At 52.4% G+C, this 20,488-nt stretch carries 35 protein-coding genes and 1 riboswitch; of the genes, 34 read left to right on the top strand and 1 reads right to left on the bottom strand.

Translation table 11 applies throughout. The annotated features are described in order from the left end of the window. The first annotated feature begins 27 nt into the window (after window positions 1-27). The 30 genes from rplC to rplQ all read left to right on the top strand — a co-directional run bounded on the left by rplC (window position 28) and on the right by rplQ (window position 15,082). The gene (gene rplC, locus BHK98_RS06310; RefSeq protein WP_075712695.1) at window positions 28-663 is read left to right on the top strand and encodes a 50S ribosomal protein L3; all 636 of its coding nucleotides are present in this window, start codon (window positions 28-30) and stop codon (window positions 661-663) included. Between the two features lie 29 nt (window positions 664-692). Beyond that, the gene (gene rplD / locus BHK98_RS06305) at window positions 693-1,316 is read left to right on the top strand and encodes a 50S ribosomal protein L4 (protein WP_075712694.1); all 624 of its coding nucleotides are present in this window, start codon (window positions 693-695) and stop codon (window positions 1,314-1,316) included. Beyond that, window positions 1,316-1,606 (top strand): 50S ribosomal protein L23, encoded by a 291-nt coding sequence (gene rplW / locus BHK98_RS06300; RefSeq protein ID WP_075712693.1) that lies wholly within the window; start codon window positions 1,316-1,318, stop codon window positions 1,604-1,606. The genes rplD and rplW overlap by 1 nt, the downstream gene beginning before the upstream one ends. An 18-nt stretch (window positions 1,607-1,624) precedes the next feature. Then, on the top strand, window positions 1,625-2,458 hold the full coding sequence (rplB, locus tag BHK98_RS06295) for a 50S ribosomal protein L2 (RefSeq protein ID WP_075712692.1): 834 nt from the start codon (window positions 1,625-1,627) through the stop codon (window positions 2,456-2,458). 15 nt (window positions 2,459-2,473) lie between these two features. Further along, window positions 2,474-2,749 (top strand): 30S ribosomal protein S19, encoded by a 276-nt coding sequence (rpsS, locus tag BHK98_RS06290; protein ID WP_075712691.1) that lies wholly within the window; start codon window positions 2,474-2,476, stop codon window positions 2,747-2,749. 16 nt (window positions 2,750-2,765) lie between these two features. After that, the gene (gene rplV, locus BHK98_RS06285) at window positions 2,766-3,104 is read left to right on the top strand and encodes a 50S ribosomal protein L22 (RefSeq protein ID WP_075712690.1); all 339 of its coding nucleotides are present in this window, start codon (window positions 2,766-2,768) and stop codon (window positions 3,102-3,104) included. A gap of 13 nt (window positions 3,105-3,117) precedes the next feature. After that, window positions 3,118-3,981 carry a 30S ribosomal protein S3 gene (gene rpsC / locus BHK98_RS06280; RefSeq protein ID WP_075712689.1) on the top strand — a complete coding sequence of 288 codons (864 nt, stop codon included), beginning with the start codon at window positions 3,118-3,120 and terminating at the stop codon, window positions 3,979-3,981. 26 nt (window positions 3,982-4,007) lie between these two features. Further along, entirely contained in the window at window positions 4,008-4,436 is a 429-nt protein-coding gene (rplP, locus tag BHK98_RS06275) for a 50S ribosomal protein L16 (protein WP_075712688.1), read from the top strand. Next, window positions 4,436-4,639 carry a 50S ribosomal protein L29 gene (gene rpmC, locus BHK98_RS06270; RefSeq protein ID WP_075712687.1) on the top strand — a complete coding sequence of 68 codons (204 nt, stop codon included), beginning with the start codon at window positions 4,436-4,438 and terminating at the stop codon, window positions 4,637-4,639. The genes rplP and rpmC overlap by 1 nt, the downstream gene beginning before the upstream one ends. Before the next feature lie 18 nt (window positions 4,640-4,657). After that, a complete protein-coding gene (rpsQ, locus tag BHK98_RS06265) occupies window positions 4,658-4,918 on the top strand; it encodes a 30S ribosomal protein S17 (protein ID WP_075712686.1) in 261 nt (86 codons plus the stop codon). Window positions 4,919-4,932: 14 nt separating this feature from the next. Continuing rightward, window positions 4,933-5,307, top strand: coding sequence for a 50S ribosomal protein L14 (gene rplN / locus BHK98_RS06260; RefSeq protein ID WP_075712685.1), 375 nt, complete (start codon window positions 4,933-4,935; stop codon window positions 5,305-5,307). A gap of 12 nt (window positions 5,308-5,319) precedes the next feature. Beyond that, window positions 5,320-5,625 carry a 50S ribosomal protein L24 gene (gene rplX, locus BHK98_RS06255; RefSeq protein WP_075712684.1) on the top strand — a complete coding sequence of 102 codons (306 nt, stop codon included), beginning with the start codon at window positions 5,320-5,322 and terminating at the stop codon, window positions 5,623-5,625. Between the two features lie 17 nt (window positions 5,626-5,642). Then, window positions 5,643-6,191 (top strand): 50S ribosomal protein L5, encoded by a 549-nt coding sequence (gene rplE, locus BHK98_RS06250; RefSeq protein ID WP_075712683.1) that lies wholly within the window; start codon window positions 5,643-5,645, stop codon window positions 6,189-6,191. Between the two features lie 9 nt (window positions 6,192-6,200). After that, window positions 6,201-6,386, top strand: coding sequence for a type Z 30S ribosomal protein S14 (locus tag BHK98_RS06245; protein ID WP_075712682.1), 186 nt, complete (start codon window positions 6,201-6,203; stop codon window positions 6,384-6,386). Window positions 6,387-6,456: 70 nt separating this feature from the next. Continuing rightward, entirely contained in the window at window positions 6,457-6,855 is a 399-nt protein-coding gene (rpsH, locus tag BHK98_RS06240) for a 30S ribosomal protein S8 (protein ID WP_075712681.1), read from the top strand. 12 nt (window positions 6,856-6,867) lie between these two features. Continuing rightward, entirely contained in the window at window positions 6,868-7,413 is a 546-nt protein-coding gene (rplF, locus tag BHK98_RS06235; protein ID WP_075712680.1) for a 50S ribosomal protein L6, read from the top strand. A gap of 16 nt (window positions 7,414-7,429) precedes the next feature. Next, window positions 7,430-7,795: a 50S ribosomal protein L18 gene (gene rplR / locus BHK98_RS06230; RefSeq protein WP_075712679.1), complete on the top strand. Its 366-nt coding sequence runs from the start codon at window positions 7,430-7,432 to the stop codon at window positions 7,793-7,795. Window positions 7,796-7,808: 13 nt separating this feature from the next. Then, window positions 7,809-8,312, top strand: coding sequence for a 30S ribosomal protein S5 (rpsE, locus tag BHK98_RS06225; RefSeq protein ID WP_143404547.1), 504 nt, complete (start codon window positions 7,809-7,811; stop codon window positions 8,310-8,312). 13 nt (window positions 8,313-8,325) lie between these two features. Then, window positions 8,326-8,508 carry a 50S ribosomal protein L30 gene (gene rpmD, locus BHK98_RS06220; RefSeq protein WP_075712677.1) on the top strand — a complete coding sequence of 61 codons (183 nt, stop codon included), beginning with the start codon at window positions 8,326-8,328 and terminating at the stop codon, window positions 8,506-8,508. Window positions 8,509-8,525: 17 nt separating this feature from the next. Beyond that, window positions 8,526-8,966, top strand: a complete 441-nt coding sequence (rplO, locus tag BHK98_RS06215) for a 50S ribosomal protein L15 (protein ID WP_075712676.1) — start codon at window positions 8,526-8,528, stop codon at window positions 8,964-8,966. A 7-nt stretch (window positions 8,967-8,973) separates the two neighbouring features. Then, on the top strand, window positions 8,974-10,251 hold the full coding sequence (gene secY / locus BHK98_RS06210) for a preprotein translocase subunit SecY (protein WP_075715020.1): 1,278 nt from the start codon (window positions 8,974-8,976) through the stop codon (window positions 10,249-10,251). A gap of 79 nt (window positions 10,252-10,330) precedes the next feature. Next, a complete protein-coding gene (locus tag BHK98_RS06205) occupies window positions 10,331-10,978 on the top strand; it encodes an adenylate kinase (protein ID WP_075715018.1) in 648 nt (215 codons plus the stop codon). Window positions 10,979-10,985: 7 nt separating this feature from the next. After that, complete coding sequence (gene map, locus BHK98_RS06200) at window positions 10,986-11,732, top strand: type I methionyl aminopeptidase (protein WP_075712675.1); 747 nt, start codon at window positions 10,986-10,988, stop codon at window positions 11,730-11,732. Between the two features lie 15 nt (window positions 11,733-11,747). Further along, window positions 11,748-11,972, top strand: coding sequence for a translation initiation factor IF-1 (infA, locus tag BHK98_RS06195; protein WP_075712674.1), 225 nt, complete (start codon window positions 11,748-11,750; stop codon window positions 11,970-11,972). Between the two features lie 57 nt (window positions 11,973-12,029). Further along, window positions 12,030-12,143: a 50S ribosomal protein L36 gene (gene rpmJ, locus BHK98_RS06190; RefSeq protein ID WP_075712673.1), complete on the top strand. Its 114-nt coding sequence runs from the start codon at window positions 12,030-12,032 to the stop codon at window positions 12,141-12,143. A gap of 157 nt (window positions 12,144-12,300) precedes the next feature. After that, a complete protein-coding gene (gene rpsM / locus BHK98_RS06185; protein ID WP_075712672.1) occupies window positions 12,301-12,681 on the top strand; it encodes a 30S ribosomal protein S13 in 381 nt (126 codons plus the stop codon). 1 nt (window position 12,682) lies between these two features. After that, window positions 12,683-13,081, top strand: coding sequence for a 30S ribosomal protein S11 (gene rpsK, locus BHK98_RS06180; RefSeq protein WP_075712671.1), 399 nt, complete (start codon window positions 12,683-12,685; stop codon window positions 13,079-13,081). 23 nt (window positions 13,082-13,104) lie between these two features. After that, the gene (gene rpsD / locus BHK98_RS06175) at window positions 13,105-13,725 is read left to right on the top strand and encodes a 30S ribosomal protein S4 (RefSeq protein WP_075712670.1); all 621 of its coding nucleotides are present in this window, start codon (window positions 13,105-13,107) and stop codon (window positions 13,723-13,725) included. 49 nt (window positions 13,726-13,774) lie between these two features. Next, window positions 13,775-14,719: a DNA-directed RNA polymerase subunit alpha gene (locus tag BHK98_RS06170; protein WP_075712669.1), complete on the top strand. Its 945-nt coding sequence runs from the start codon at window positions 13,775-13,777 to the stop codon at window positions 14,717-14,719. 21 nt (window positions 14,720-14,740) lie between these two features. After that, window positions 14,741-15,082 carry a 50S ribosomal protein L17 gene (gene rplQ / locus BHK98_RS06165; protein ID WP_075712668.1) on the top strand — a complete coding sequence of 114 codons (342 nt, stop codon included), beginning with the start codon at window positions 14,741-14,743 and terminating at the stop codon, window positions 15,080-15,082. 212 nt (window positions 15,083-15,294) lie between these two features. Here rplQ and BHK98_RS06160 read toward each other — a convergent pair whose 3' ends face one another. Next, window positions 15,295-15,624: a cysteine-rich small domain-containing protein gene (locus tag BHK98_RS06160; protein WP_075712667.1), complete on the bottom strand. Its 330-nt coding sequence runs from the start codon at window positions 15,622-15,624 to the stop codon at window positions 15,295-15,297. Window positions 15,625-15,811: 187 nt separating this feature from the next. Between BHK98_RS06160 and BHK98_RS06155 the strand changes: the two genes are divergently transcribed. From BHK98_RS06155 to BHK98_RS06140, 4 genes are read left to right on the top strand one after another with little or no spacing between them, the layout of a single operon-like run. Beyond that, window positions 15,812-16,717 carry an energy-coupling factor transporter transmembrane component T gene (locus BHK98_RS06155; RefSeq protein ID WP_075712666.1) on the top strand — a complete coding sequence of 302 codons (906 nt, stop codon included), beginning with the start codon at window positions 15,812-15,814 and terminating at the stop codon, window positions 16,715-16,717. Then, window positions 16,690-18,357 (top strand): ABC transporter ATP-binding protein, encoded by a 1,668-nt coding sequence (locus tag BHK98_RS06150; protein ID WP_075712665.1) that lies wholly within the window; start codon window positions 16,690-16,692, stop codon window positions 18,355-18,357. Before BHK98_RS06155 ends, BHK98_RS06150 begins: the two co-directional genes overlap by 28 nt. Further along, window positions 18,336-19,301 carry an ECF transporter S component gene (locus tag BHK98_RS06145; RefSeq protein ID WP_075712664.1) on the top strand — a complete coding sequence of 322 codons (966 nt, stop codon included), beginning with the start codon at window positions 18,336-18,338 and terminating at the stop codon, window positions 19,299-19,301. The genes BHK98_RS06150 and BHK98_RS06145 overlap by 22 nt, the downstream gene beginning before the upstream one ends. 4 nt (window positions 19,302-19,305) lie before the next feature. Then, window positions 19,306-20,073 carry a sugar phosphate isomerase/epimerase family protein gene (locus BHK98_RS06140; RefSeq protein WP_075712663.1) on the top strand — a complete coding sequence of 256 codons (768 nt, stop codon included), beginning with the start codon at window positions 19,306-19,308 and terminating at the stop codon, window positions 20,071-20,073. 49 nt (window positions 20,074-20,122) lie between these two features. Beyond that, window positions 20,123-20,301: riboswitch (cobalamin riboswitch) on the top strand. The last annotated feature ends 187 nt before the right edge of the window (window positions 20,302-20,488 follow it).

The raw sequence follows: 20,488 nt of genomic DNA, 5'->3' as shown, positions 1-20,488 counted from the left end.
CAATGTAAGAACGGAGGAAAAACAATAATGAAAGCAATCTTAGGTAAGAAAGTCGGCATGACGCAGATTTTCGCAGAATCAGGAGAGGTTATTCCTGTAACTGTGATCCAGGCCGGACCGGCTGTGGTCACACAGATCAAAACAGCGGAGACCGACGGATATGACGCGGTCCAGATCGGATTCGAGGATCAGAAACCGCAGAGAGTGAACAGACCGATGACCGGACACTTCGAGAAGAGCGGCGTGGCTCCCAAGAAGTACCTGGCGGAGTTCAGAAACGATGAAGGCGAGGCCTATGAACTGGGACAGGAAATCACCGTCGCGGATTTCGAGGAAGGCAAGAAGCTGGACATCACCGGCGTTTCCAAGGGAAAAGGAACCCAGGGAAATATCAAGAGACACGGACACCACAGAGGACCGATGACTCACGGCTCCAAGCACAAAAGACTGGCCGGCGCGCTTGCAGGCGCGACCTATCCGTCCAGAGTCTTCCCGGGTAACGCGGGTCCGGGCCGCATGGGACGCGACACCGTCACCGTGCAGAACGTAGAACTGGTAAAGATCGACACGGACAGAAATCTGATGCTCGTAAAAGGAGCGGTTCCGGGCGGAAGAGGAAGCCTGGTGAAGGTCAGATACGCTGTCAAGGGTCAGGGCAAATAAGTCAGACTGAGGAAAGGAGGAAGCGCATAATGGCTAAAGTAACAATGCTCAACATGGAAGGCAAAGAAGCCGGAACCATTGAGCTTAAGGATGAGATATTTGGAATTGAGCCCAACGCAAACGCGGTTCACGCCGTGGTGAAGAACTATCTGGCGAACCAGAGACAGGGTACTCAGTCAGCCAAAACAAGAGGCGAAGTCAGAGGAGGCGGCAGAAAACCGTTCAGACAGAAGGGAACCGGCCGTCACAGACAGGGAAGCAGCACCGATCCTTCGCAGATCGGAGGCGGCGTCGTATTTGCACCTAAGCCAAGGAGCTATAACTACGCAGTTCCCAAGAAGGTGAAGAGACTGGCGCTGAAGTCAGTGCTGTCCGCCAAGGTGCAGGATGGGGAGATCATCGTTCTCGACGAACTGAAGATGGACGCTCCCAAGACAAAGGAAATGGTGAAGACACTGGCGAATATCGGCGCGGAGAAGAAGGCGCTGATCGTCACCGCCGCGAAGGACGACAACGTCGTCAGATCCGCCGCGAACATTCCGGGCGTGAGAACCGCTCTGGTCGGCACCATGAATGTATATGATATCATCAATCACACGAGCTTCATCGTAACGAAGGAAGCCGTAGAAAAGATCCAGGAGGTGTACTTATAATGAGATCCGCTTACGACGTAATCATCAAGCCGGTCATCAGTGAAAGAAGTATGGACCAGGCCGCTGAGAAAAAGTACACGTTCAGGGTTGCAGTCGATGCAAACAAGACAGAGATCAGAAACGCTGTCGAAGAAATCTTTGATGTCGAAGTGGCAAAAGTCAACATCATGAACGTCAATGGAAAGAAAAAGAGAATGGGAAGAAACGTCGGAACAACCTCTGCGTATAAGAAGGCGATCGTTACGCTGACTGAAGGCAGCAAGGAAATCGAGTTCTTCTCGAGTCTGTAATATAGGAGGTTGTCACAAATGGGAATCAGAAAATATAATCCGACTTCTCCTGGTCTGAGGGGCATGACGGTTTCGACTTTCGAGGAGATCACAACCAGTACTCCTGAGAAGTCGCTTACGACAGCTCTGAAGAAGAACGCGGGAAGAAATTCGAGAGGAAAGATCACCGTCAGACACAGAGGCGGCGGCGCCAGAAGAAAATACAGAATCATCGATTTCAAGAGAAACAAGGACGGAATCCCGGGCATCGTCAGAAGCATTGAGTACGATCCGAACAGAAGCGCCAACATCGCGCTGATCGTATACAAGGACGGTGAAAAGAGATACATTATCGCACCTGAAGGTCTTCAGGTCGGCGCGGTCATCGAGTCCGGTCCGGATGTGGACATCCAGGTCGGAAACGCTCTGCCTATCGCAAACATCCCGGTCGGTACGATCATCCACAACATCGAGATGAAGCCGGGAAAAGGCGCTCAGCTGGTTCGCTCCGCCGGAAACGGTGCGCAGCTGATGGCGAAAGAAGACAAATACGCACAGGTCAGACTTCCTTCCGGAGAGGTCAGAAAGATCCTGATGGTCTGCAGAGCGACCATCGGCGAAGTCGGTAATTCCGAGCACTCCAACATCCAGATCGGTAAAGCCGGAAGAAAACGCCACATGGGATGGAGACCGACCGTCAGAGGTTCCGTCATGAACCCGAACGACCATCCGCACGGAGGCGGCGAGGGCAGAGCGCCTGTCGGACGCAAGAGCCCGGTTACCCCGTGGGGCAAGCCTGCTCTGGGTTATAAGACCAGAAAGAAGAACAAGGCTTCGGATAAATACATTGTAAAGAGAAGAAATGACAAGTAAGGAAGGAGCAAATAAATGAGTAGATCGGTTAAAAAAGGCCCTTTCGTAGAACCTAAGCTGCTGAAGAAGATCGAAGAGATGAATGCGGCGAACGAGAAAAAGGTCGTTATGACATGGTCGAGATCGTCCACCATTTTCCCGCAGTTCGTGGGACATACGATCGCCGTTCACGATGGAAGAAAGCATGTTCCTGTCTACATCACGGAGGACATGGTAGGCCATAAGCTCGGAGAGTTTGCTCCGACGAGAACGTACAGAGGACATGCCGCTGACAAGAAGGTAAAAGGATAAGAAAGGGAGATAGGAAATGGAAGCAAAAGCAGTTGCAAAATATGTCAGAATGTCTCCTTCCAAACTGAAGCCAATTGCCGACCTGGTGAGAGGCAAGGACTTGAACGAGGCACTGAACATCTTGAAGTTCACACCTGGAAAAGGTTCGGAAATCGTCGAAAAAGTTGTCATGTCAGCCGCTGCGAACGCGGAAAACAATTTTGACCTGAACCCGGAAAATTTATACGTTGCTGAGGTATATGCGAACCAGGGACCGACCATGAAGAGATGGAGAGCGGGAGCCCAGGGTAGAGCATCGATGATTCTTAAGAGATCCAGCCATGTTGGCGTAACTCTTAAAGAGAAAGAAGACTAAGGAGGTTCGTTGAATGGGTCAGAAGGTAAGCCCGCACGGGTTAAGAGTAGGCGTAATCAAGGACTGGGATTCTAAATGGTACGCCGGCAAGGACAACTTCGCGGAATTTCTCGCTGAAGATAATAAGATCAGAAAGTTCATCAAGAAGTCGCTGTACGGAGCAGGAGTCGCGAGGATCCTGATCGAGAGAGCTGCCGAGAACAAAATGAAGATTACTGTTCTGACAGCCAGACCGGGTATGGTCATCGGACGTTCCGGCGCGGGAATCGATGAGCTGAAGAAAAATCTTGAGAAACTGACAGACAAGAATATCACGATCTCCATCGAAGAGGTCAGAAGAAGCGAACTGGACGCTCAGCTTACTGCAGAGAGCATCGCTGACGCTCTGGAGCACAGAGTCTCCTTCAGAAGAGCGATGAAGCAGGCGATCGGTAGAACGATGAAGGCCGGTGCGAAGGGAGTCAAGGTTCTCTGCTCCGGAAGACTGAACGGCGCTGAAATCGCGAGAAGCGAAAAATACAGTGAAGGAAACGTTCCCCTTCACACACTGAGAGCGGATATCGATTACGGTTTCGCTGAAGCGGTAACGACCTACGGCAAAATCGGCGTCAAGGTATGGATCAATCACGGCGAGATCCTCGACAAAGGCCTGCAGAGCCCTGTCCGCGAGGAAAAGCGTGACAAGAGAGACAGAAGACCGAGAAGAGACGGCGACAGAAGAAGACGGAACGACAGAAGAAACGACAGAGGCGGTCGCCGCGAAATGCCCAAGGCGGTCAATCCGAGAGTGAGAAAAGCACCGAAGGAAGAGCCGAAGGCAGCACCGCAGGTTGAAGCGACTGAAACACAGGCGCCTGCAGCAGAACCACAGGAATAAGCATGAGTGAAAGGAGGAACTGAACCATGTTGATGCCAAAGCGCGTGAAACATAGAAGAGTTCATAGAGGCAGAATGAAAGGCGTTGCCACCAAAGGAAACACAGTGACCTATGGTGACTTCGGACTTGCCGCCACAGAGTGCGGCTGGATCACCTCGAACCAGATCGAGGCGGCCAGAATCGCGATGACCAGATACACCAAGAGAGGCGGTAAGGTATACATTAAGATTTTCCCACACAAGTCGGTCACGAAAAAACCTGCCGAAGTACGTATGGGTTCCGGAAAAGGTGCTCCTGAATACTGGGTGGCAGTCGTGAAACCGGGCAGAGTCATGTTCGAGATCGCCGGCGTTTCGGAGGAAACGGCAAGAGAAGCGATGAGGCTGGCCAGCCACAAGCTGCCTGTCAAATCCGAATTTGTCGTCAGGGAACAGGCAAAGGAAGGTGAAGCGTAATGGATTTGAATAAGATGAGAGAAATGACAGATGTTGAACTCAACGCTGAACTGGACAAGATGAAAAAGGAACTGTTCAATCTCAGGTTCCAGCATGTTACCGGACAGCTTGAGAACCCCGTAAAGATGCGGGAGGTCAAGAGAAACATCGCCAGAGTGAAAACGATCATCAGAGAAAAAGAGCTGGATGAGGTTCAGGCTTAATCGAAAGGAGGATGTGAAATGGCAGACGCGAGAAACAGAAGAAAAACCAAAGTCGGCATCGTTGTCAGCGACAAGATGGACAAGACCGTTACGGTTGCTATTGAAGATTTCGTAAGACATTCTCTTTATGGAAAGGCTGTAAAGAGGACCAAGAAGGTCAAGGCTCACGATGAGAACAATGAATGCAACATTGGTGACAAAGTTAGAATAATGGAGACAAGACCTCTGTCCAAGGACAAGAGATGGAGACTTGTCGGTATCGTTGAGAAAGCGAAATAAGGAGGCGCCGGATCATGATTCAGACAGAAACAAGATTAAGGGTTGCCGATAATTCAGGCGCGAAGGAGCTGCTCTGCATCCGCATTCTGGGAGGCACAGGCCGTCAGTATGCGAACATCGGAGACGTCATCGTCTGCGCCGTTAAGGATGCGACCCCGGGCGGCGTCGTCAAGAAGGGCGACGTGGTCAAGGCTGTAGTCGTCAGAACAAAGAAGGGCGCCAGAAGAGCAGATGGAAGCTACGTCAAGTTCGACCAGAATGCAGCGGTAATCATTAAAGACAAAGAAGATAAGACTCCGGTAGGAACACGTATTTTCGGACCTGTGGCCAGAGAGCTCAGAGACAGAGGATTCATGAAGATCGTGTCCCTGGCTCCGGAAGTACTGTAGGAGGTGTAACGAATGCGTATTAAAAAAGATGATATGGTAATCGTTATTACCGGGAAAGACAAAGGAAAGACCGGCAAGGTCCTGAAGGCCATGCCGAAGGAGAACAGAGTCGTCGTGGAGGGCGTCAACATTCAGACGAAGCATCAGAAGCAGACGCAGAAGGAAAGAGCCGAAATCAAGCATGTGGAAGGCCCTATCGACGTGTCCAACGTGATGTTCTATGACGACAAATCCAAAGAAGCGGTTAAGATCGGCTATTCCTTCAAGGACGGAAAGAAGGTAAGAGTCAACAGAAAAACCGGAAATGTAATTGACTGAGAAAGGAGGAGAATATTTTGGCAGCGAGACTGAAAGAAACCTACGATAAAGAAGTGTTCAACGCACTGAAGGACAGATTCCAGTACAAGAACGTTATGGAAGTTCCCAGACTGACCAAGGTCACCATCAACATGGGACTGGGTGAAGCGAAGGAAAACGCCAAGGTTCTGGAATCCGCGGTAGAGGAAATCGGACTGATTTCCGGACAGAGACCGGTTGTTACCAAGGCCAAGAAATCAATCGCTAACTTCAAGGTGAGACAGGGAATGCCGGTAGGCGCCAAGGTGACGCTTCGCGGCGACAACATGTATGTCTTTGTCGACAAGCTCTTCAATATTTCTCTTCCCCGTGTAAGAGACTTCAAGGGCGTCAGCAGAAATTCCTTCGACGGGAGAGGCAACTACTCCATGGGCCTGAAGGAACAGCTGATCTTCCCGGAAATCAACTACGACGACGTAGATACGATCAAGGGAATGAATATCGTATTCACGACAACGGCGAAAACAGACGAAGAGGCGCAGGCGCTGCTTGAGCTTCTGGGCATGCCGTTCGAGAAGCAGCAGTAGGAGGTAGAAATGGCGAAGACATCTCTTAAAGTTAAACAGCAGAGAAAACCCAAATATGCGACTCGCGCCTATACGAGATGCAGCATCTGCGGAAGACCACATTCCGTTCTGAAGAAGTATGGAATCTGCCGTATCTGCTTCAGAGAGCTGGCATATAAGGGTGAGATCCCGGGCGTCAAGAAAGCGTCCTGGTAAACCGGAACAGTTATCACGTTTTTTGTGAAGGCGGGGAAACTCGAACCACACAAGAAGGGAGTACAATACAATGACAATGACAGATCCGATTGCGGATATGCTTACAAGAATCAGAAACGCAAACTCCGTTGGTCATGAGTCCGTTGAAATCCCGGCGTCCAAGATGAAGAAGGCGATCGCGCAGATTCTTCTGGACGAGGGCTACATCGAGAACTTCGAGGTGATCGACGACGGCGTTCAGGGCACCATCAAGGTCACACTGAAGTATGGCGCCAATAAAGAAAGAGTAATCAGTGGAATCAAGAAGATTTCCAAGCCGGGCCTCAAGGTCTACGCGAAGGCAAACGACGTTCCGAGAGTTCTGGGCGGACTCGGTATCGCGGTTATCTCCACATCCAGTGGAATTATCAGCGACAAGAAAGCCAGAGAACTGGGCGTCGGCGGCGAAGTAATCTGTTATGTTTGGTAGGAGGTAGCGAATATGTCAAGAATAGGCAGAAAACCTGTAACGCTTCCTGCCGGAGTAGAGGTCAGGGTAGATGACAAAAATGTCGTTACCGTGAAGGGCCCCAAGGGAGAGCTGGAGCAGCAGGTAAACGAAAGAATCAAGGTCGAGGTCGGCGAAGGTGAAATCAGACTTTCCAGACCGACGGACAACAGAAACGACAGAGCTCAGCACGGTCTGAGCAGAGCTCTGATCCAGAATATGGTCACCGGCGTTACGAGCGGTTACGAGAAGAAGCTGCAGATTATCGGCGTCGGATACAGAGCAGAGAAAAAAGGAAATAAGCTTGTCATGAATCTGGGATTCTCGCATCCGGTAGAGATGGAGGATCCGGAGGGCATCACAACAGAAACGCCGGATGCAAACACGGTCGTCGTCAAGGGCATCGATAAGGCCCTGGTAGGCAACTACGCGGCGAACATCCGCTCCTGGAGAAAGCCGGAGCCGTACAAGGGCAAGGGCATTCGCTATGAGGGCGAGCGTGTACGCAGAAAAGAAGGCAAGACCGGAGCTAAGGCATAGAAAGGAGTGAAGCAAGATGGCAAAAGAAAGCAGAAATGACAGGCGTCTGAAAAGACATGCCAGAGTCAGAAAAAACTTAATCGGAACTCCTGAAAAGCCAAGACTTTGTGTATTCAGATCCAACAAGAACATCTCCTGCCAGATCATCGACGATGAAAATCATAAGACTCTGGCAGCGGCGTCAACTGTGGACAAGGAGCTGAAGGCCGAAATCGGCCACGGCGGAAACAGGGAAGCAGCCAGAAAAGTTGGAGAAGCTATTGCAAAGAGAGCGCTTGCCAAGGGAATCGAAGAGGTTGCCTTTGACAGAGGCGGTTTCCTGTATCACGGAAGAGTGAAGGAACTGGCTGAGGGTGCTCGCGAGGGCGGATTGAAATTCTAACAGGAGGAAAATAATGCGTAATATTATTGATGCTTCCAAGCTGGATCTGAACGAAACCATCGTAAACATCAGACGCGTCGCCAAGACGGTCAAGGGCGGAAAGAACATGAGATTCTCCGTTACCGTGGTTGTCGGCGACAAGAACGGCTATGTCGGCGTTGGTCTCGGAAAGGCACAGGAAATTCCTGAGGCGGTCAGAAAAGCGACGGAAGATGCAAAGAAAAATCTGATTTATGTTCCGACTGTCGGAACCACGATTCCACACAGGAACGTCGGCATTTTCGGCGCGGGAAGAGTCATCCTGATGCCTGCTGCACAGGGTACCGGAGTAATTGCCGGTTCTTCTGCCCGTACCGTTCTGGAGGCGGCCGGAATCAAGGACGTCAGAGCGAAGTCCGTCGGATCCGACAACGCGGGAAACATCGCGTATGCAACCCTGGAGGGTCTGAAGAACATGATGACAGTCGAGAAGGTGGCGAAGCTGAGAGGCAAGTCGCCGGAGGAAATTTTAAGATAGGAGGAGACGCAGAATGGCTGGTAAGTTGAAAATCACTTTAACAAAGAGCACAATTGGCGCTTCCCCCAGGCAGAAGAAAGTAGTCGAAGCGTTAGGACTCAGAAAGATGCATCATTCCGTTGAGCTTGAGGACACACCGGCGACGCGCGGTGCGGTCAGGAAAGTTTCGCATCTTGTAACTGTAGAAGAAGTATAGATTGGAGGTGCGAGAATATGAAACTTCATGAACTGAATGCGCCTGCCGGATCGGGGAAAAACCGTAAGAGAAGAGGCCGCGGAACTGCCACCGGACAGGGAAAGACCGGCGGCAGAGGAATGAACGGTCAGAAATCCAGAAGCGGCGGCGGAGTCAGACTCGGATTTGAAGGCGGACAGATGCCTCTTTACAGACGTCTGCCAAAGAGAGGCTTCACGAACATTTTCGGAACGGAATATACCGTGCTGAACGTCAGTGACCTCGCGCGGTTTGAAGCCGGCACAGAAGTAACGCCGGAACTGCTTGCTGAGCTGGGAATGGTGAAGCAGGTAAAGGACGGAATCAAGATCCTTGGCGACGGCGAGCTGAAAAACAGCCTTACCGTCAAGGCACATAAATTCAGCAAGAGCGCTGTTGAAAAAATCGAAGCTGCGGGAGGAAAGGCAGAGGTGATCTGATATGGAGATGTTCAAAACGATTTCCCAGGCCCTTAAAGTCAAGGAAATTCGTGGCAAGCTGATCTTCACATTGCTGATGCTGGTTGTTTTCCGGATCGGGTCCAATATCCCGGTGCCGGGAATCAACAGAACGTACCTTGCGCAGATGTTCAGCGGAGACAATATGGGTCTGTTTGAACTGTTCAACCTGTTTTCAGGAGGATCGTTCAACAACTTCACTATCTTCGCTCTGAGCATCACGCCGTACATTACCGCATCGATCATTATACAGCTGTTGACGATCGCTTTTCCATACTTTGAGCGTCTCGCAAAAGAGGGAATGGAAGGCCGGAAAAAGATGGCGCAGATCACCCGCTACCTGACGGTGGCGCTGGCGCTGGTTCAGGGCCTGGGTCTGACAGTCGGACTCTTCCGGAAGACCATCATCGATCAGAACTGGTTCACCTTCGTGGTGATCACCCTGATCCTGACCGCAGGAACCACATTCCTGATGTGGCTCGGCGAACAGATCAATGAATACGGTATCGGAAACGGTATCTCGCTGCTGATCTTCGGCGGTATCGTCGCCAGGATTCCCAGCGGAGTCGCGAGCATCTGGAACAAATATTCCGACGGCTCCATGTCCATCATCACGATTCTTCTGTTCATCGTGTTCGGACTGCTGGTCATCATGGGCGTTATCGAGATTCAGCAGGGCACCAGAAGGATTCCGGTGCAGTACGCCAAGAGAGTCGTGGGACGGAAGATGTACGGAGGACAGTCCACACACATTCCTCTGAAGGTCAACCAGGCCGGAGTAATTCCGATTATCTTCGCCCTGTCCATCCTTCAGTTCCCGCTGACGATTATGTACTTCTTCCCGAATACCGCGTTTTACAGCTTCTGCGAGAAGTACCTGTCGCCGGGAGGCAATCCGGGCGTCTGGGTATACGCTGTGCTGAACGTGCTGCTGATCATCTTCTTCAACTACTTCTATACCGCGGTTACCTTTAATCCGGTGGAAGTGGCGCAGAATATGAAGGCGAACGGCGGATTTATTCCGGGCATCCGTCCGGGAAAGGCCACCGTGGAATATCTGAATCGGGTGATGTCGAGAATTTCCATCGTCGGCGCGCTGTTCCTGGCAGTCATTGCGACAATGCCGACGGTGCTGTCGGAGTACACCGGACTGGATATCCGCTTCGGCGGTACGTCACTGCTGATCGCAGTCGGCGTCGCGCTGGATACGATGCGGCAGCTCGAGAATCAGATGGTAATGCGGAATTACCAGGGATTTTTGAAATAAAAACGGAAAATGAAATAGAACGTGGGGTTTCGCGGAGCGTCCGCTCCCGAAACTCCGGCAGGGAGATACAGAGAAAATGCTGAGAACTATTTTGTTAGGGCCTCCGGGAGCCGGAAAAGGAACGCAGGCGGACAGAATCGTCGAGAAATATGACGTTCCTCATATTTCCACCGGAGACATTTTTAGAGAAAATATCAAGAATGGAACGGAGCTTGGAAAAAAGGCGCAGGAATACATGAACAGGGGCGAACTCGTGCCGGATGATCTGGTGGTGGAAATCGCCACGGATCGTCTGCTGAAGGACGACTGCCGCGAAAAAGGTTTCCTGCTGGACGGATTCCCGAGAACCGTTTATCAGGCAGAGAAGCTGGATGAATTCCTCGCTGCCCATGGACACAGGCTGGACAAGGTCATCGATCTCGAGGTCGGTGAAGCTGAACTGATGAAGAGACTGACTGGCCGCAGAGTCTGTAAAGTCTGCGGAGCAAGCTACCACATTGTCAACATTCCGCCCGCCAGGGAGGGAGTCTGCGACAAATGCGGAGGCGAGCTGATCCAGAGAGCGGATGATAATGAAGAAACCGCGAAGAACCGCATCGATGTATACAACAGAGAGACGGCTCCGCTGGTGGATTATTATGAAAAGGCCGGCGTTCTGGCAAGAATCGACGGCGCAGCGCCGCTGGAGGAGACATTCGGGAGCATTACAGCCGCTCTGGAGGAGTAGTAATAGCATGATCGTCTTGAAATCACCAGAAGAAATCGAACTGATGCGGACGGCCGGAAAAGTGAATCTGGAGATCTTTGAAGGTCTGAAACAGTTCATCCGGCCGGGAACCACGACGATGGACATCGACCGTTACGTGGAAGAGGCTGTGAAAAGTCATGGAATGATCGCGTCAGAAAAAGGATACTGCGGATTTCCCGCCAATGTATGCACCTCAGTGAACGAGGAGGTCGTTCATGGAATCCCCAGTAAGGACAGAGTGCTGAACGAAGGGGATATCGTCAGCGTGGATCTGGTCGTGGAATACGAGCATTATATGGCAGATTCCTGCAGAACCTTCGGCGTCGGCAGAATCAGCGACGAGGCGCAGCGCCTGATCGATACCGCAGAGCGGGCCTTCTTTGAAGGAATCCGCTTTGCGAAGGAAGGCTGCCGACTCCATGATATCTCCCACAGGATCCAGGAAATCGTTGAAGGCGAAGGATTCGGCGTGATCCGGGACTATACTGGTCACGGCATCGGAAGTGAAATGCACGAGGACCCGCCGATTCCCAATTACGGGAAAGCCGGAAAGGGGCCGCGGCTGCAGAAGGGCATGACGCTGGCCATCGAGCCGATGATCGTGCAGGGCTCCTATGAAACGGAGACGCTGCTGAACAACTGGACTGTCGTTACAGAAGATGGCGGATGGGCCGCACACTATGAGAATACCGTGGCAATCACCGATGGTGAACCTGATATACTCACGATTTGAAGAGAGGTGTAAATCATGGCGAAAAAGGACGTCATAGAAGCGATCGGAACTGTTGTGGAAGCCCAGCCAAACGCAATGTTCCGCGTTAAGCTGGAAAACGGTTTCGAGGTACTCGCGCATATCTCCGGAAAAATCCGGATGAACTATATCCGAATTCTGCCGGGTGACAAAGTAAAGGTGGAGCTTTCACCGTATGATCTGACTCGTGGAAGAATCATCTGGAGAGATAAAGGAAATTAATTCTGATATGTTTCATACCGGAAATACCGAGGAACATAAGCGAACGGAGGTTTTAAAATGAAAGTAAGAGCTTCAGTAAAACCGATCTGTGAAAAGTGCAAGGTCATTAAAAGACACGGCAAGCTCATGGTGATCTGTGAGAATCCGAAGCACAAGCAGAGACAGGGTTAGGATTGTCGCGGCCGCTCAGGCCGGATGAAACCCTGGGAACCTGGTTTTGTACACAAAGCCCGCGGTGCCAGGATCGCGGGAGCATATAAATTTTTTTCAGAACGCCTGTCTATATCACCCTGGATTTGTGACGGAAGATAGGAGAAGGAGGAAACGTATGGCACGTATAGCCGGTGTCGATTTACCAAGAGACAAAAGAGTAGAGATCGGGTTGACCTACATCTACGGAATTGGCAGAACATCAGCGAAGAACATCCTTGAGAAGGCGGGAGTGAATCCTGACACGAGAGTGAAGGATCTGACCGAGGAGGAAGCAGGAAAGATCAGAAGGATCATCGATAACGATTACATGGTCGAGGGTGATCTGAGAAGAGAGACTTCCATGAACATCAAGCGTCTGATGGAGATCGGAAGCTACAGAGGAATCAGACATAGAAGAGGTCTGCCTGTCAGAGGACAGAAGACCAAGACCAACGCGAGAACGCGCAAGGGTCCGAAGAAAACAGTAGGAAGAAAGAAGAAGGAAGGAGGACGCTAATATGGCTAAGGCAGGAAAGAAAAACGTCAGAAGAAAGAAAATCCAGCGTAAGAATGTGGAAAAAGGCCAGGCTCATATCCAGTCCACCTTTAACAATACACTGGTTACGCTGACCGATATGGACGGAAACGCACTGTCCTGGTCCAGCGCGGGTTCGCTGGGCTTCAAGGGCTCCAAGAAATCCACTCCGTTCGCGGCGCAGATGGCCGCGGAGGAAGCGACGAAGGCCGCGATGGAGCACGGTCTCAAAACCGTTGAAGTTTACGTAAAGGGACCGGGATCCGGAAGAGAAGCGGCGATTCGTGCGCTGCAGGCGGCAGGCCTTCAGATCACGATGATCAAGGACATCACGCCGATTCCGCATAACGGATGCCGTCCGCCGAAGAGAAGAAGAGTCTGATTAGAAGGGAGGAGTAAGAACATATGGCAAGATATACAGCCGCTAACTGCAGGCTTTGCAGAAGAGAAGGTCAGAAGCTTTTCCTGAAGGGCGACAGATGCTACGGAGCAAAGTGCGCGCTTGAGAGAAAGAATTACGCTCCCGGACAGCATGGTCAGGGCAGAAAGAAAACGTCAGAATACGGACTGCAGCTGAGAGAAAAGCAGAAGGCCAAGAGATTTTACGGACTGCAGGAGACGCAGTTCAGAAACCTGTTTGAGAAAGCAGCCTCCAGAAAGGGAGTTACCGGTGACAACCTGCTGATCCTGCTGGAGAGCAGACTGGATAATGTGGTTTACAGACTGGGACTGGCTTCCTCCAGAAAGGAAGCGAGACAGCTGATCGTACATAGCCACTTCACCCTGAACGGCAAGAAGGTCAATTCTCCGGGTCTGGAGGTCAAGGCCGGAGACGTGATCAAGGTGAAGGAAAAGAGCCAGAGCTCACCGAAATTCAAGGAAATCAAGGACATGCAGATTACTGTACCTTCCTGGCTGACGGTCGATACCGAAAAGCTGGAGGGCAAAGTGGTTGCACTGCCGACGAGAGCCGACATCGATACGCCGATCGCTGAACATCTGATCGTCGAGTTGTATTCCAAATAAAGCATAACCTGATGTTACTGCAACTGGAATTAATAGGAGGTTTTGATTCATGATAGAAATCGAAAAACCAACGATATCAAAGGAAATCAGCGAAGACGGCACCTACGGCAAATTTGTGGTTGAGCCGCTGGAAAGAGGCTACGGCACGACGCTGGGCAACTGCATGAGAAGAATTCTTCTCAGCTCGCTGCCGGGCGCGGCAGTCACCTCCGTGAAGATTGACGGTATCCTTCATGAATTCTCAACGATTCCCGGCGTCAAGGAAGACGTTACGGAGATTATTCTGAATCTGAAGAAGCTGGCGGTCAAGCTCACCGGTGATGAGACGAAGAGAGTGATCATCAATGCGGTGGGTCCGAAGGAAGTGACGGCGGCCGATATCATCGGCGATACCGAGATGGAGATCTTCAATCCGGATCTTCACATCGCGACACTGGAGGAGGACGCGGCTCTGGTCATGGAGATCAACATGGCCCGGGGGCGCGGATACGTTCCGGCGGAGATGAACAAAACGGAGAACACTCCGATTTCAGTCATCCCGGTAGACTCCATCTATACTCCGGTGCGTAGGGTGAACTTCACCGTGGAGAACACCAGAGTCGGACAGGTTACAGACTATGACCGGCTGGTTCTGGAAATCTGGACGGACGGTTCCATCACGCCGGAGGAAGGCGTGTCCATCGGCGCCAAGATCATGCAGGAGCATCTGAATCTCTTCATCCAGCTGGATGATACGGCAGACAGCCTGGAGATCATGATCGAGAAGGAGGAGGATCAGAAGGAGAAGGCTCTGGAGATGACAATCGAGGAACTGGAACTTTCCGTTCGTTCCTTCAACTGTCTGAAGAGAGCTTCCATCAATACCGTGGAGGAATTGACGGAGCGTACCGAGGAGGATATGATGAAGGTCAGAAACCTCGGCAAGAAATCTCTGGATGAGGTTAAGAATAAGCTGGAAGAACTGGGTCTCAGTCTGAAACCCAGCGACGAGTAGTTAGAAGAAAGGAGCATAGAGATGCCGGGATATAGAAAACTGGGCAGAAATTCGGCTCACAGGAAGGCGATGCTGAGAAATCTCGTGACTGACCTGTTCAGAGAAGAGAGGATCTCCACGACTGACACCAGAGCCAAGGAAGCCAGAAGAGAAGCCGAAAAACTCATCACTCTGGCGAAGCGCGGCGATCTCCACGCAAGGAGACAGGTGCTGAGCTACATTTACGATGAGTCTGTTGTGACCAAGCTGTTCGAGGAAATCGGACCCAGGTATGCAGACAGAAACGGCGGATACACCAGAATCCTGAAGCTGGGTCCCCGCAGAGGCGATGCGGCCGAGATGGTATTCCTCGAGCTGGTATAACGCGCTATAGCGCGGTATGGCGGCGGAGAGAGCTGAATAAGAAGACAAAGAAAAGGACTGCTGCGGTTGCGGCGGTCCTTTTTTCAGGATTGGCAGGCACGCTGAATGTGAGCCGAATGTGCGGGGGGCGCCGGGTATGCGGGCGCACCGGAGACGTCGGAGCATCGAACGCGCAGGGTGCATCGGGTGCACCCTGCATATTCACCCGGGTGTCATTCCTGCGATTCGCTTTTCTCCGGTTCAGCCTGCTGCTCCCGGTGCTCGGATGCGATCCGGACAATCTGATCATATTTGTCCAGTATCTTCGGATAGTTCTCGTGAACGTGCGGGAACATGCATCCGCTGCAGTCCTTGAACCCGTTTTCCGTGTACCTGAAATTTCCTCCGCATTCCGAGCCCAGGGCGTAAAGCGGACAGTAGCAGAAGAGGCAGTTGAACTTCTCCGGCCTGCTTGTATTGTGGCAGGGGAAAAATTCACATTCTTTATGCTGGAAAAAGGTAAACTTTTTCTCCAGCAGCTCTTTGATTTCTTTGTCTGTCATAATAAACCTCCATGTGATTTCTACTATATCAATTCCGGATAGAATCGTCAAGCGGAGGAAATTGACAGAACACGGAGATGTGTAGTAAGATAAACAGTGCCGGTTCATTGAGTCCCGTCGGACTTGATGAGCGCCGGATATTGCAGATATTCAGCGGCGCCGGCGGGTGACGGAAGAAAGGAAATGCATGTTTAAAGACGGAATCGGTGAAAGTTCCGAGTTTTCAGGGCTTCATCCCTGGGTTAATCTTATCTATTACATACTGGCCATTGGAATAACGATGTTTTCGCTGTCGCCGTGGTTCCTGGCGGCGACCTTTGTGCTGTCATGGACGTACTCTGTCCTGCTGAAGGGACGCGGAACCGTGAAGCTGAACCTGATTTTCAGCTTCTGGACGCTGGTGCTGATGGCGGTGATCAATGTTCTTTTTACTCATGAAGGCGTCACCGTGCTCTTTTATCTCAACGACAACGCAATCACGATGGAGGCGTTCATCTTCGGACTCAGTGCCGCGGTAATGCTGGTGTCAGTGATCATCTGGTTTGTCAGCTTCAATGTGGTCATGAGCGCGGACAAGCTCATTTTCATCTTCGGGCGGGCCGCGCCCGTGCTGGGTCTGACTTTGTCCATGATATTCCGCTATGTGCCGCTCCTGAAGGACCGTTTCGCGGAGATCCGCATGGGGCAGGCCTGCTTGACCGGAAATCAGAAGAAGAGCAGAGCCGCACGGATCCGGCAGTTCGGGAAGGAACTTTCCATCCTCGTCTCGTGGTCGCTGGAGTCCTCCATTGAGAGTGCGGATTCCATGGAGGCCAGAGGCTACGGCCTGCGGGGGCGCACCAGCTTCCATCTTTATCGGTTCACAAAGAGAGATCTGCTGCTTCTGCTTGTGATGTGCGGTCTTGGCGTCGTCGTCATAGCGGGCGCGGTTATGGGAAAAACGACCGTCTGGTTCTACCCGGAGTATGTGCTTCGCCGGTTCGACCTGATGACGGGGCTGACGCTGGGCGCCTATGTGCTGCTTCTGGCGCTGCCGATTCTTATCGATATCAGTGGGGAGGTCCGATGGAAACGATCCGGTTTGGCAATGTAACATTTTCATATCCGCTCTCTGACAGTCCTGCGCTGGACCGCGTGACCTTTGAGGTGCATCCGTCGGAGTTTATTGTAATATGCGGAAAATCCGGCTGCGGCAAGACGACGCTGCTGCGGCACATGAAGAAAAACCTTATTCCCTATGGAAGAAGAGAGGGCTCGGTCACCTACGGAGGTACCGAGATTTCCGCGCTGGACGATCGCAGAAACGCGTCCGAAATCGGCTTTGTGCAGCAGAACCCGGACAATCAGATCGTCACGGACAAGGTCTGGCACGAGCTGGCGTTCGGACTGGAAAGCCTGGGGCTGGACAATCGGACCATCAAACGCCGCGTGGCTGAGATGGCCAGTTATTTCGGGATCCAGGCCTGGTTCCGCAGAGACGTGAGCCAGCTGTCCGGCGGGCAGAAACAGCTGCTGAACCTCGCGTCGATCATGGCCATGCAGCCGAAACTTCTGGTCCTGGACGAACCGACCTCGCAGCTGGATCCTATCGCCGCGTCAGAGTTCCTGCGAACGATTTACAAAATCAACCGGGATCTCGGAACTACCGTTATCCTTTCGGAGCATCGTCTGGAGGAGGCGTTTACCATGGCCGACAAAGTCCTGGTCATGGATCGGGGAAGAATCATCGCATATGACGATCCCCGGCGCATCGGACGGCTGATGTCCGGTAACGGAGGCGGCAGCCGCCATCCCATGTTCTACGGGCTTCCTTCAGTGACCCGGATTTTCTATTCCGCAGGCGGAGAGGGCGAGAGTCCGCTGACCATCCGTGAAGGAAGACTCTGGATCGATGAGGAGATGCGCCGGGCCGGGAAGGAACCGGAAAAAGGGATCCCTCTCTGGCAGAAGGGAACCGGGAAGGAAGAGAAACCGCGGAAAATCAAGGATCCGGCAATCCATATGGAAAATGTCTGGTATCGTTACGACCGGAACTCCCAGGATGTCCTTCGGGGACTGACGATGGATGTGGAGAAGGGGCAGCTCTTTTGTATCCTCGGCGGAAACGGCGTAGGAAAGAGCACAACGCTGAAGGCAATCGCCGGGATTGTAAAGCCTCAGCGCGGAAAAATTGAGGTGAACGGCCGTCTGGCTATGCTGCCCCAGAACCCGCAGGCGCTGTTCACAGAGATCTGCGTGGAGGACGAGCTGCTGGAGGCCCTGCATGACGAAAAAGGTACAGACGGGGAAAAAGTGAAGAAGGTTGTGGATATGCTCCGGCTCATGGAGATCGAACATCTCCGGAAGGCACATCCCTACGACCTGTCAGGAGGTGAGCAGCAGCGACTGGCGCTTGGGAAGGTTCTGCTGGTGGATCCGGATGTGATTCTTCTGGACGAGGCCACCAAGGGTCTGGACCCTTTCTTTAAAATCGCCCTTGCGAAGGTTCTGAAGAAGCTGACCGATGCGGGCAGGACTTTGTTCATGGTGTCTCATGACATCGAGTTCTGCGCGGAATACGGCGACTGCTGCGCTATGTTTTTCGACGGAGGAATCGTGTCGGCCGGACCGCCGAAGGAGTTCTTTCCGGGAAACAATTTCTATACGACGACGGCGAACCGCATGGCGCGGGATTACTTCCCTGAAGCTGTCACATGGGAGGAGGTGGCGAAATGCGTCGGGGATTCGATCTGACTCAGTATGAGGCCGCGGCCAGAAAACGCACCGCCGTTTCCGCATTTCTGATTCTCGGCGTAATTCCTGTTACCGTGCTGGGAGGAAGCTTCCTGCTGGGCTCGGATCTGTATATGGTTGGCAGCATCCTGATTGTGATCTATACGATGATTCCGTTTTTCATGGTGTTCGAACGGCGAAAGCCCAAGGCCCGGGAGATCGTCCTGATCGCGATGATGGCAGCTCTGACTGTTGTGATTCACCTCTTCTTTCATCTGACTGTTCCGATTCAGGCGGGGACGGCCATGATAATCATCTCCGGAATTTCGCTGGGACCGGAGGCGGGTTTCCTGATCGGCGCACTGGCGCGGTTCGTCTGCAACTTTTATATGGGGCAGGGACCATGGACGCCGTGGCAGATGTTCTGCTGGGGGCTGTTGGGATTCCTGGCGGGGCTCGCCTTCAACAAAGTAAACTACGAGGAGATCCGGGATCGGGGATTCCGTGACGAGCTTGCCTCGCGAAGCCTGCGGATGGTGATGGGGCCGGTACTCTGCATCGCCTTTGCGCTGGCGGCGGCCTATATCTGCTATCTGATCTGGCCGGGAAAAGACCAGACATTTTTCGGCTGGCGGCTTTACGCGTTCGGGGTGGCCGGTCTGCTGGGAGGTCTGCTGGTGCAGCGGAAACGACTCTCCGTGGACGGACTGACCATGGCTCTGTTCACCTTCTTTGTGACATTCATCGTGTACGGCGGAATCATGAATATCTGCGCGATGGTGACCTCAGCCGCCATGCCGGGCGGGCGGCCGGTGAGCCTGAACACGCTGCGGATTCTCTATATCTCCGGAGCACCCTACGATGCGGTTCACGCCGGCGGCGCCGCGGTGTTCATCTTCTTTTTCGGAGATATGTTTATCAGGAAGCTGGAAAGAATCAAGATCAAATACGGGATTTACAGGTGACGATATGGAGAGGCAGATTTTTCTGGCGACGTTTTCCGACGACGCGCTGAAGGTGATAAAAAAATACGGTATCGGCATTGAATTCAACCAGTTCTGCATTTCTCAGACTCTGGATGAGGACAAAATCGACCGGACGATAGCCGCGATGCAGAAGGAAATGAAGGAATGCGGCGTTTCGGACGAGCGCGGCGCGATTGTTCACGGTCCCTTCACCGAACTCTGTCCGCAGTCTATCGACCCGCTCTTTGTGGATCTCGCCATGAAACGCTTCGAGCAGGCCTACGAAGGCTGCCGGCGGCTGGGGCTGAAACGTCTGGTAGTGCATTCCGGATTTATTCCGCTGATTTATTTCCCGGTCTGGCACGTGAAGCAGTCAGTGAAATTCTGGAGCAGATTTATGGAGGACAAGCCGGAGGACTTCACCCTTTACATTGAGAATGTGCTGGATTCAGAGCCGGAGTCGCTGACGGAAATTGTATCGCAGATAGACGATCCGCGTGTGAAGCTCTGTCTTGATGTGGGTCACGCCAATGTGGTGACAGAGCCTGAGTACAGCGTCACGGACTGGATCCGGATTATGGGCCCCCGGCTTGGGCACTTCCATCTTCATAATAACGACGGAAGCAGCGACCAGCACAGACCTCTTACCTCGGGAAGCCTGAACATGAAGGAAATCCTGGCGGCAATCGACGATTACTGCGATCCCTCTGCGACACTGACCATAGAGAGCAGGGAGTGCGACGAGAGCGTCGCCTGGCTGCTGAAGCAGTGATGGAATTTCCTCTTGACGAAAGGGGAAATATCCGATACAATTAAGGTGCAATTGAAAATGCGTTTCGCGTTCTTCCACACGGAAGCTAAGAGGGAATCAGGTTGAACGCCTGAGCGGTCCCGCCACTGTAGTTGGAGAGCTGTGTCGCAGGATGCCACTGGGAAACCGGGAAGGCGCGGCCGGCGATGATCCATAAGCCAGGAGACCTGCGCGAAAGCGTTTCTAATCGGCGGTGAACCGATGGTAGAAACATATGCATCAGCGAATACGGGCTGTGGGCAGAACCACAGTCCTTTATACTATCTGAGGATAGTGCGGATTACGGGGAGCCCCAATTGCTTTTCATTCTTTTTTCATTTTGAGGCAGGCCCCGTCACCCTGCCTCGTTTGCTGTAGCAGGAAAGAATCGGAAAGC

The organism is Hornefia porci (assembly GCF_001940235.1).
Lineage (GTDB): Bacteria > Bacillota > Clostridia > Peptostreptococcales > Anaerovoracaceae > Aminicella > Aminicella porci.
This window is presented reverse-complemented; position numbering and strand designations above follow the sequence as displayed.

Bases quoted from the DNA above. Each gene is read 5' to 3' on its own strand.
- rplC (WP_075712695.1), top strand. From the start codon at position 28: ATGAAAGCAATCTTAGGTAAGAAAGTCGGCATGACGCAGATTTTCGCA.
- rplD (WP_075712694.1), top strand. From the start codon at position 693: ATGGCTAAAGTAACAATGCTCAACATGGAAGGCAAAGAAGCCGGAACC.
- rplW (WP_075712693.1), top strand. From the start codon at position 1,316: ATGAGATCCGCTTACGACGTAATCATCAAGCCGGTCATCAGTGAAAGA.
- rplB (WP_075712692.1), top strand. From the start codon at position 1,625: ATGGGAATCAGAAAATATAATCCGACTTCTCCTGGTCTGAGGGGCATG.
- rpsS (WP_075712691.1), top strand. From the start codon at position 2,474: ATGAGTAGATCGGTTAAAAAAGGCCCTTTCGTAGAACCTAAGCTGCTG.
- rplV (WP_075712690.1), top strand. From the start codon at position 2,766: ATGGAAGCAAAAGCAGTTGCAAAATATGTCAGAATGTCTCCTTCCAAA.
- rpsC (WP_075712689.1), top strand. From the start codon at position 3,118: ATGGGTCAGAAGGTAAGCCCGCACGGGTTAAGAGTAGGCGTAATCAAG.
- rplP (WP_075712688.1), top strand. From the start codon at position 4,008: ATGTTGATGCCAAAGCGCGTGAAACATAGAAGAGTTCATAGAGGCAGA.
- rpmC (WP_075712687.1), top strand. From the start codon at position 4,436: ATGGATTTGAATAAGATGAGAGAAATGACAGATGTTGAACTCAACGCT.
- rpsQ (WP_075712686.1), top strand. From the start codon at position 4,658: ATGGCAGACGCGAGAAACAGAAGAAAAACCAAAGTCGGCATCGTTGTC.
- rplN (WP_075712685.1), top strand. From the start codon at position 4,933: ATGATTCAGACAGAAACAAGATTAAGGGTTGCCGATAATTCAGGCGCG.
- rplX (WP_075712684.1), top strand. From the start codon at position 5,320: ATGCGTATTAAAAAAGATGATATGGTAATCGTTATTACCGGGAAAGAC.
- BHK98_RS06245 (WP_075712682.1), top strand. From the start codon at position 6,201: ATGGCGAAGACATCTCTTAAAGTTAAACAGCAGAGAAAACCCAAATAT.
- rpsH (WP_075712681.1), top strand. From the start codon at position 6,457: ATGACAATGACAGATCCGATTGCGGATATGCTTACAAGAATCAGAAAC.
- rplF (WP_075712680.1), top strand. From the start codon at position 6,868: ATGTCAAGAATAGGCAGAAAACCTGTAACGCTTCCTGCCGGAGTAGAG.
- rplR (WP_075712679.1), top strand. From the start codon at position 7,430: ATGGCAAAAGAAAGCAGAAATGACAGGCGTCTGAAAAGACATGCCAGA.
- rpsE (WP_143404547.1), top strand. From the start codon at position 7,809: ATGCGTAATATTATTGATGCTTCCAAGCTGGATCTGAACGAAACCATC.
- rpmD (WP_075712677.1), top strand. From the start codon at position 8,326: ATGGCTGGTAAGTTGAAAATCACTTTAACAAAGAGCACAATTGGCGCT.
- rplO (WP_075712676.1), top strand. From the start codon at position 8,526: ATGAAACTTCATGAACTGAATGCGCCTGCCGGATCGGGGAAAAACCGT.
- secY (WP_075715020.1), top strand. From the start codon at position 8,974: ATGTTCAAAACGATTTCCCAGGCCCTTAAAGTCAAGGAAATTCGTGGC.
- map (WP_075712675.1), top strand. From the start codon at position 10,986: ATGATCGTCTTGAAATCACCAGAAGAAATCGAACTGATGCGGACGGCC.
- infA (WP_075712674.1), top strand. From the start codon at position 11,748: ATGGCGAAAAAGGACGTCATAGAAGCGATCGGAACTGTTGTGGAAGCC.
- rpmJ (WP_075712673.1), top strand. From the start codon at position 12,030: ATGAAAGTAAGAGCTTCAGTAAAACCGATCTGTGAAAAGTGCAAGGTC.
- rpsM (WP_075712672.1), top strand. From the start codon at position 12,301: ATGGCACGTATAGCCGGTGTCGATTTACCAAGAGACAAAAGAGTAGAG.
- rpsK (WP_075712671.1), top strand. From the start codon at position 12,683: ATGGCTAAGGCAGGAAAGAAAAACGTCAGAAGAAAGAAAATCCAGCGT.
- rpsD (WP_075712670.1), top strand. From the start codon at position 13,105: ATGGCAAGATATACAGCCGCTAACTGCAGGCTTTGCAGAAGAGAAGGT.
- BHK98_RS06170 (WP_075712669.1), top strand. From the start codon at position 13,775: ATGATAGAAATCGAAAAACCAACGATATCAAAGGAAATCAGCGAAGAC.
- rplQ (WP_075712668.1), top strand. From the start codon at position 14,741: ATGCCGGGATATAGAAAACTGGGCAGAAATTCGGCTCACAGGAAGGCG.
- BHK98_RS06160 (WP_075712667.1), bottom strand. From the start codon at position 15,624: ATGACAGACAAAGAAATCAAAGAGCTGCTGGAGAAAAAGTTTACCTTT.
- BHK98_RS06155 (WP_075712666.1), top strand. From the start codon at position 15,812: ATGTTTAAAGACGGAATCGGTGAAAGTTCCGAGTTTTCAGGGCTTCAT.
- BHK98_RS06150 (WP_075712665.1), top strand. From the start codon at position 16,690: ATGGAAACGATCCGGTTTGGCAATGTAACATTTTCATATCCGCTCTCT.
- BHK98_RS06145 (WP_075712664.1), top strand. From the start codon at position 18,336: ATGCGTCGGGGATTCGATCTGACTCAGTATGAGGCCGCGGCCAGAAAA.
- BHK98_RS06140 (WP_075712663.1), top strand. From the start codon at position 19,306: ATGGAGAGGCAGATTTTTCTGGCGACGTTTTCCGACGACGCGCTGAAG.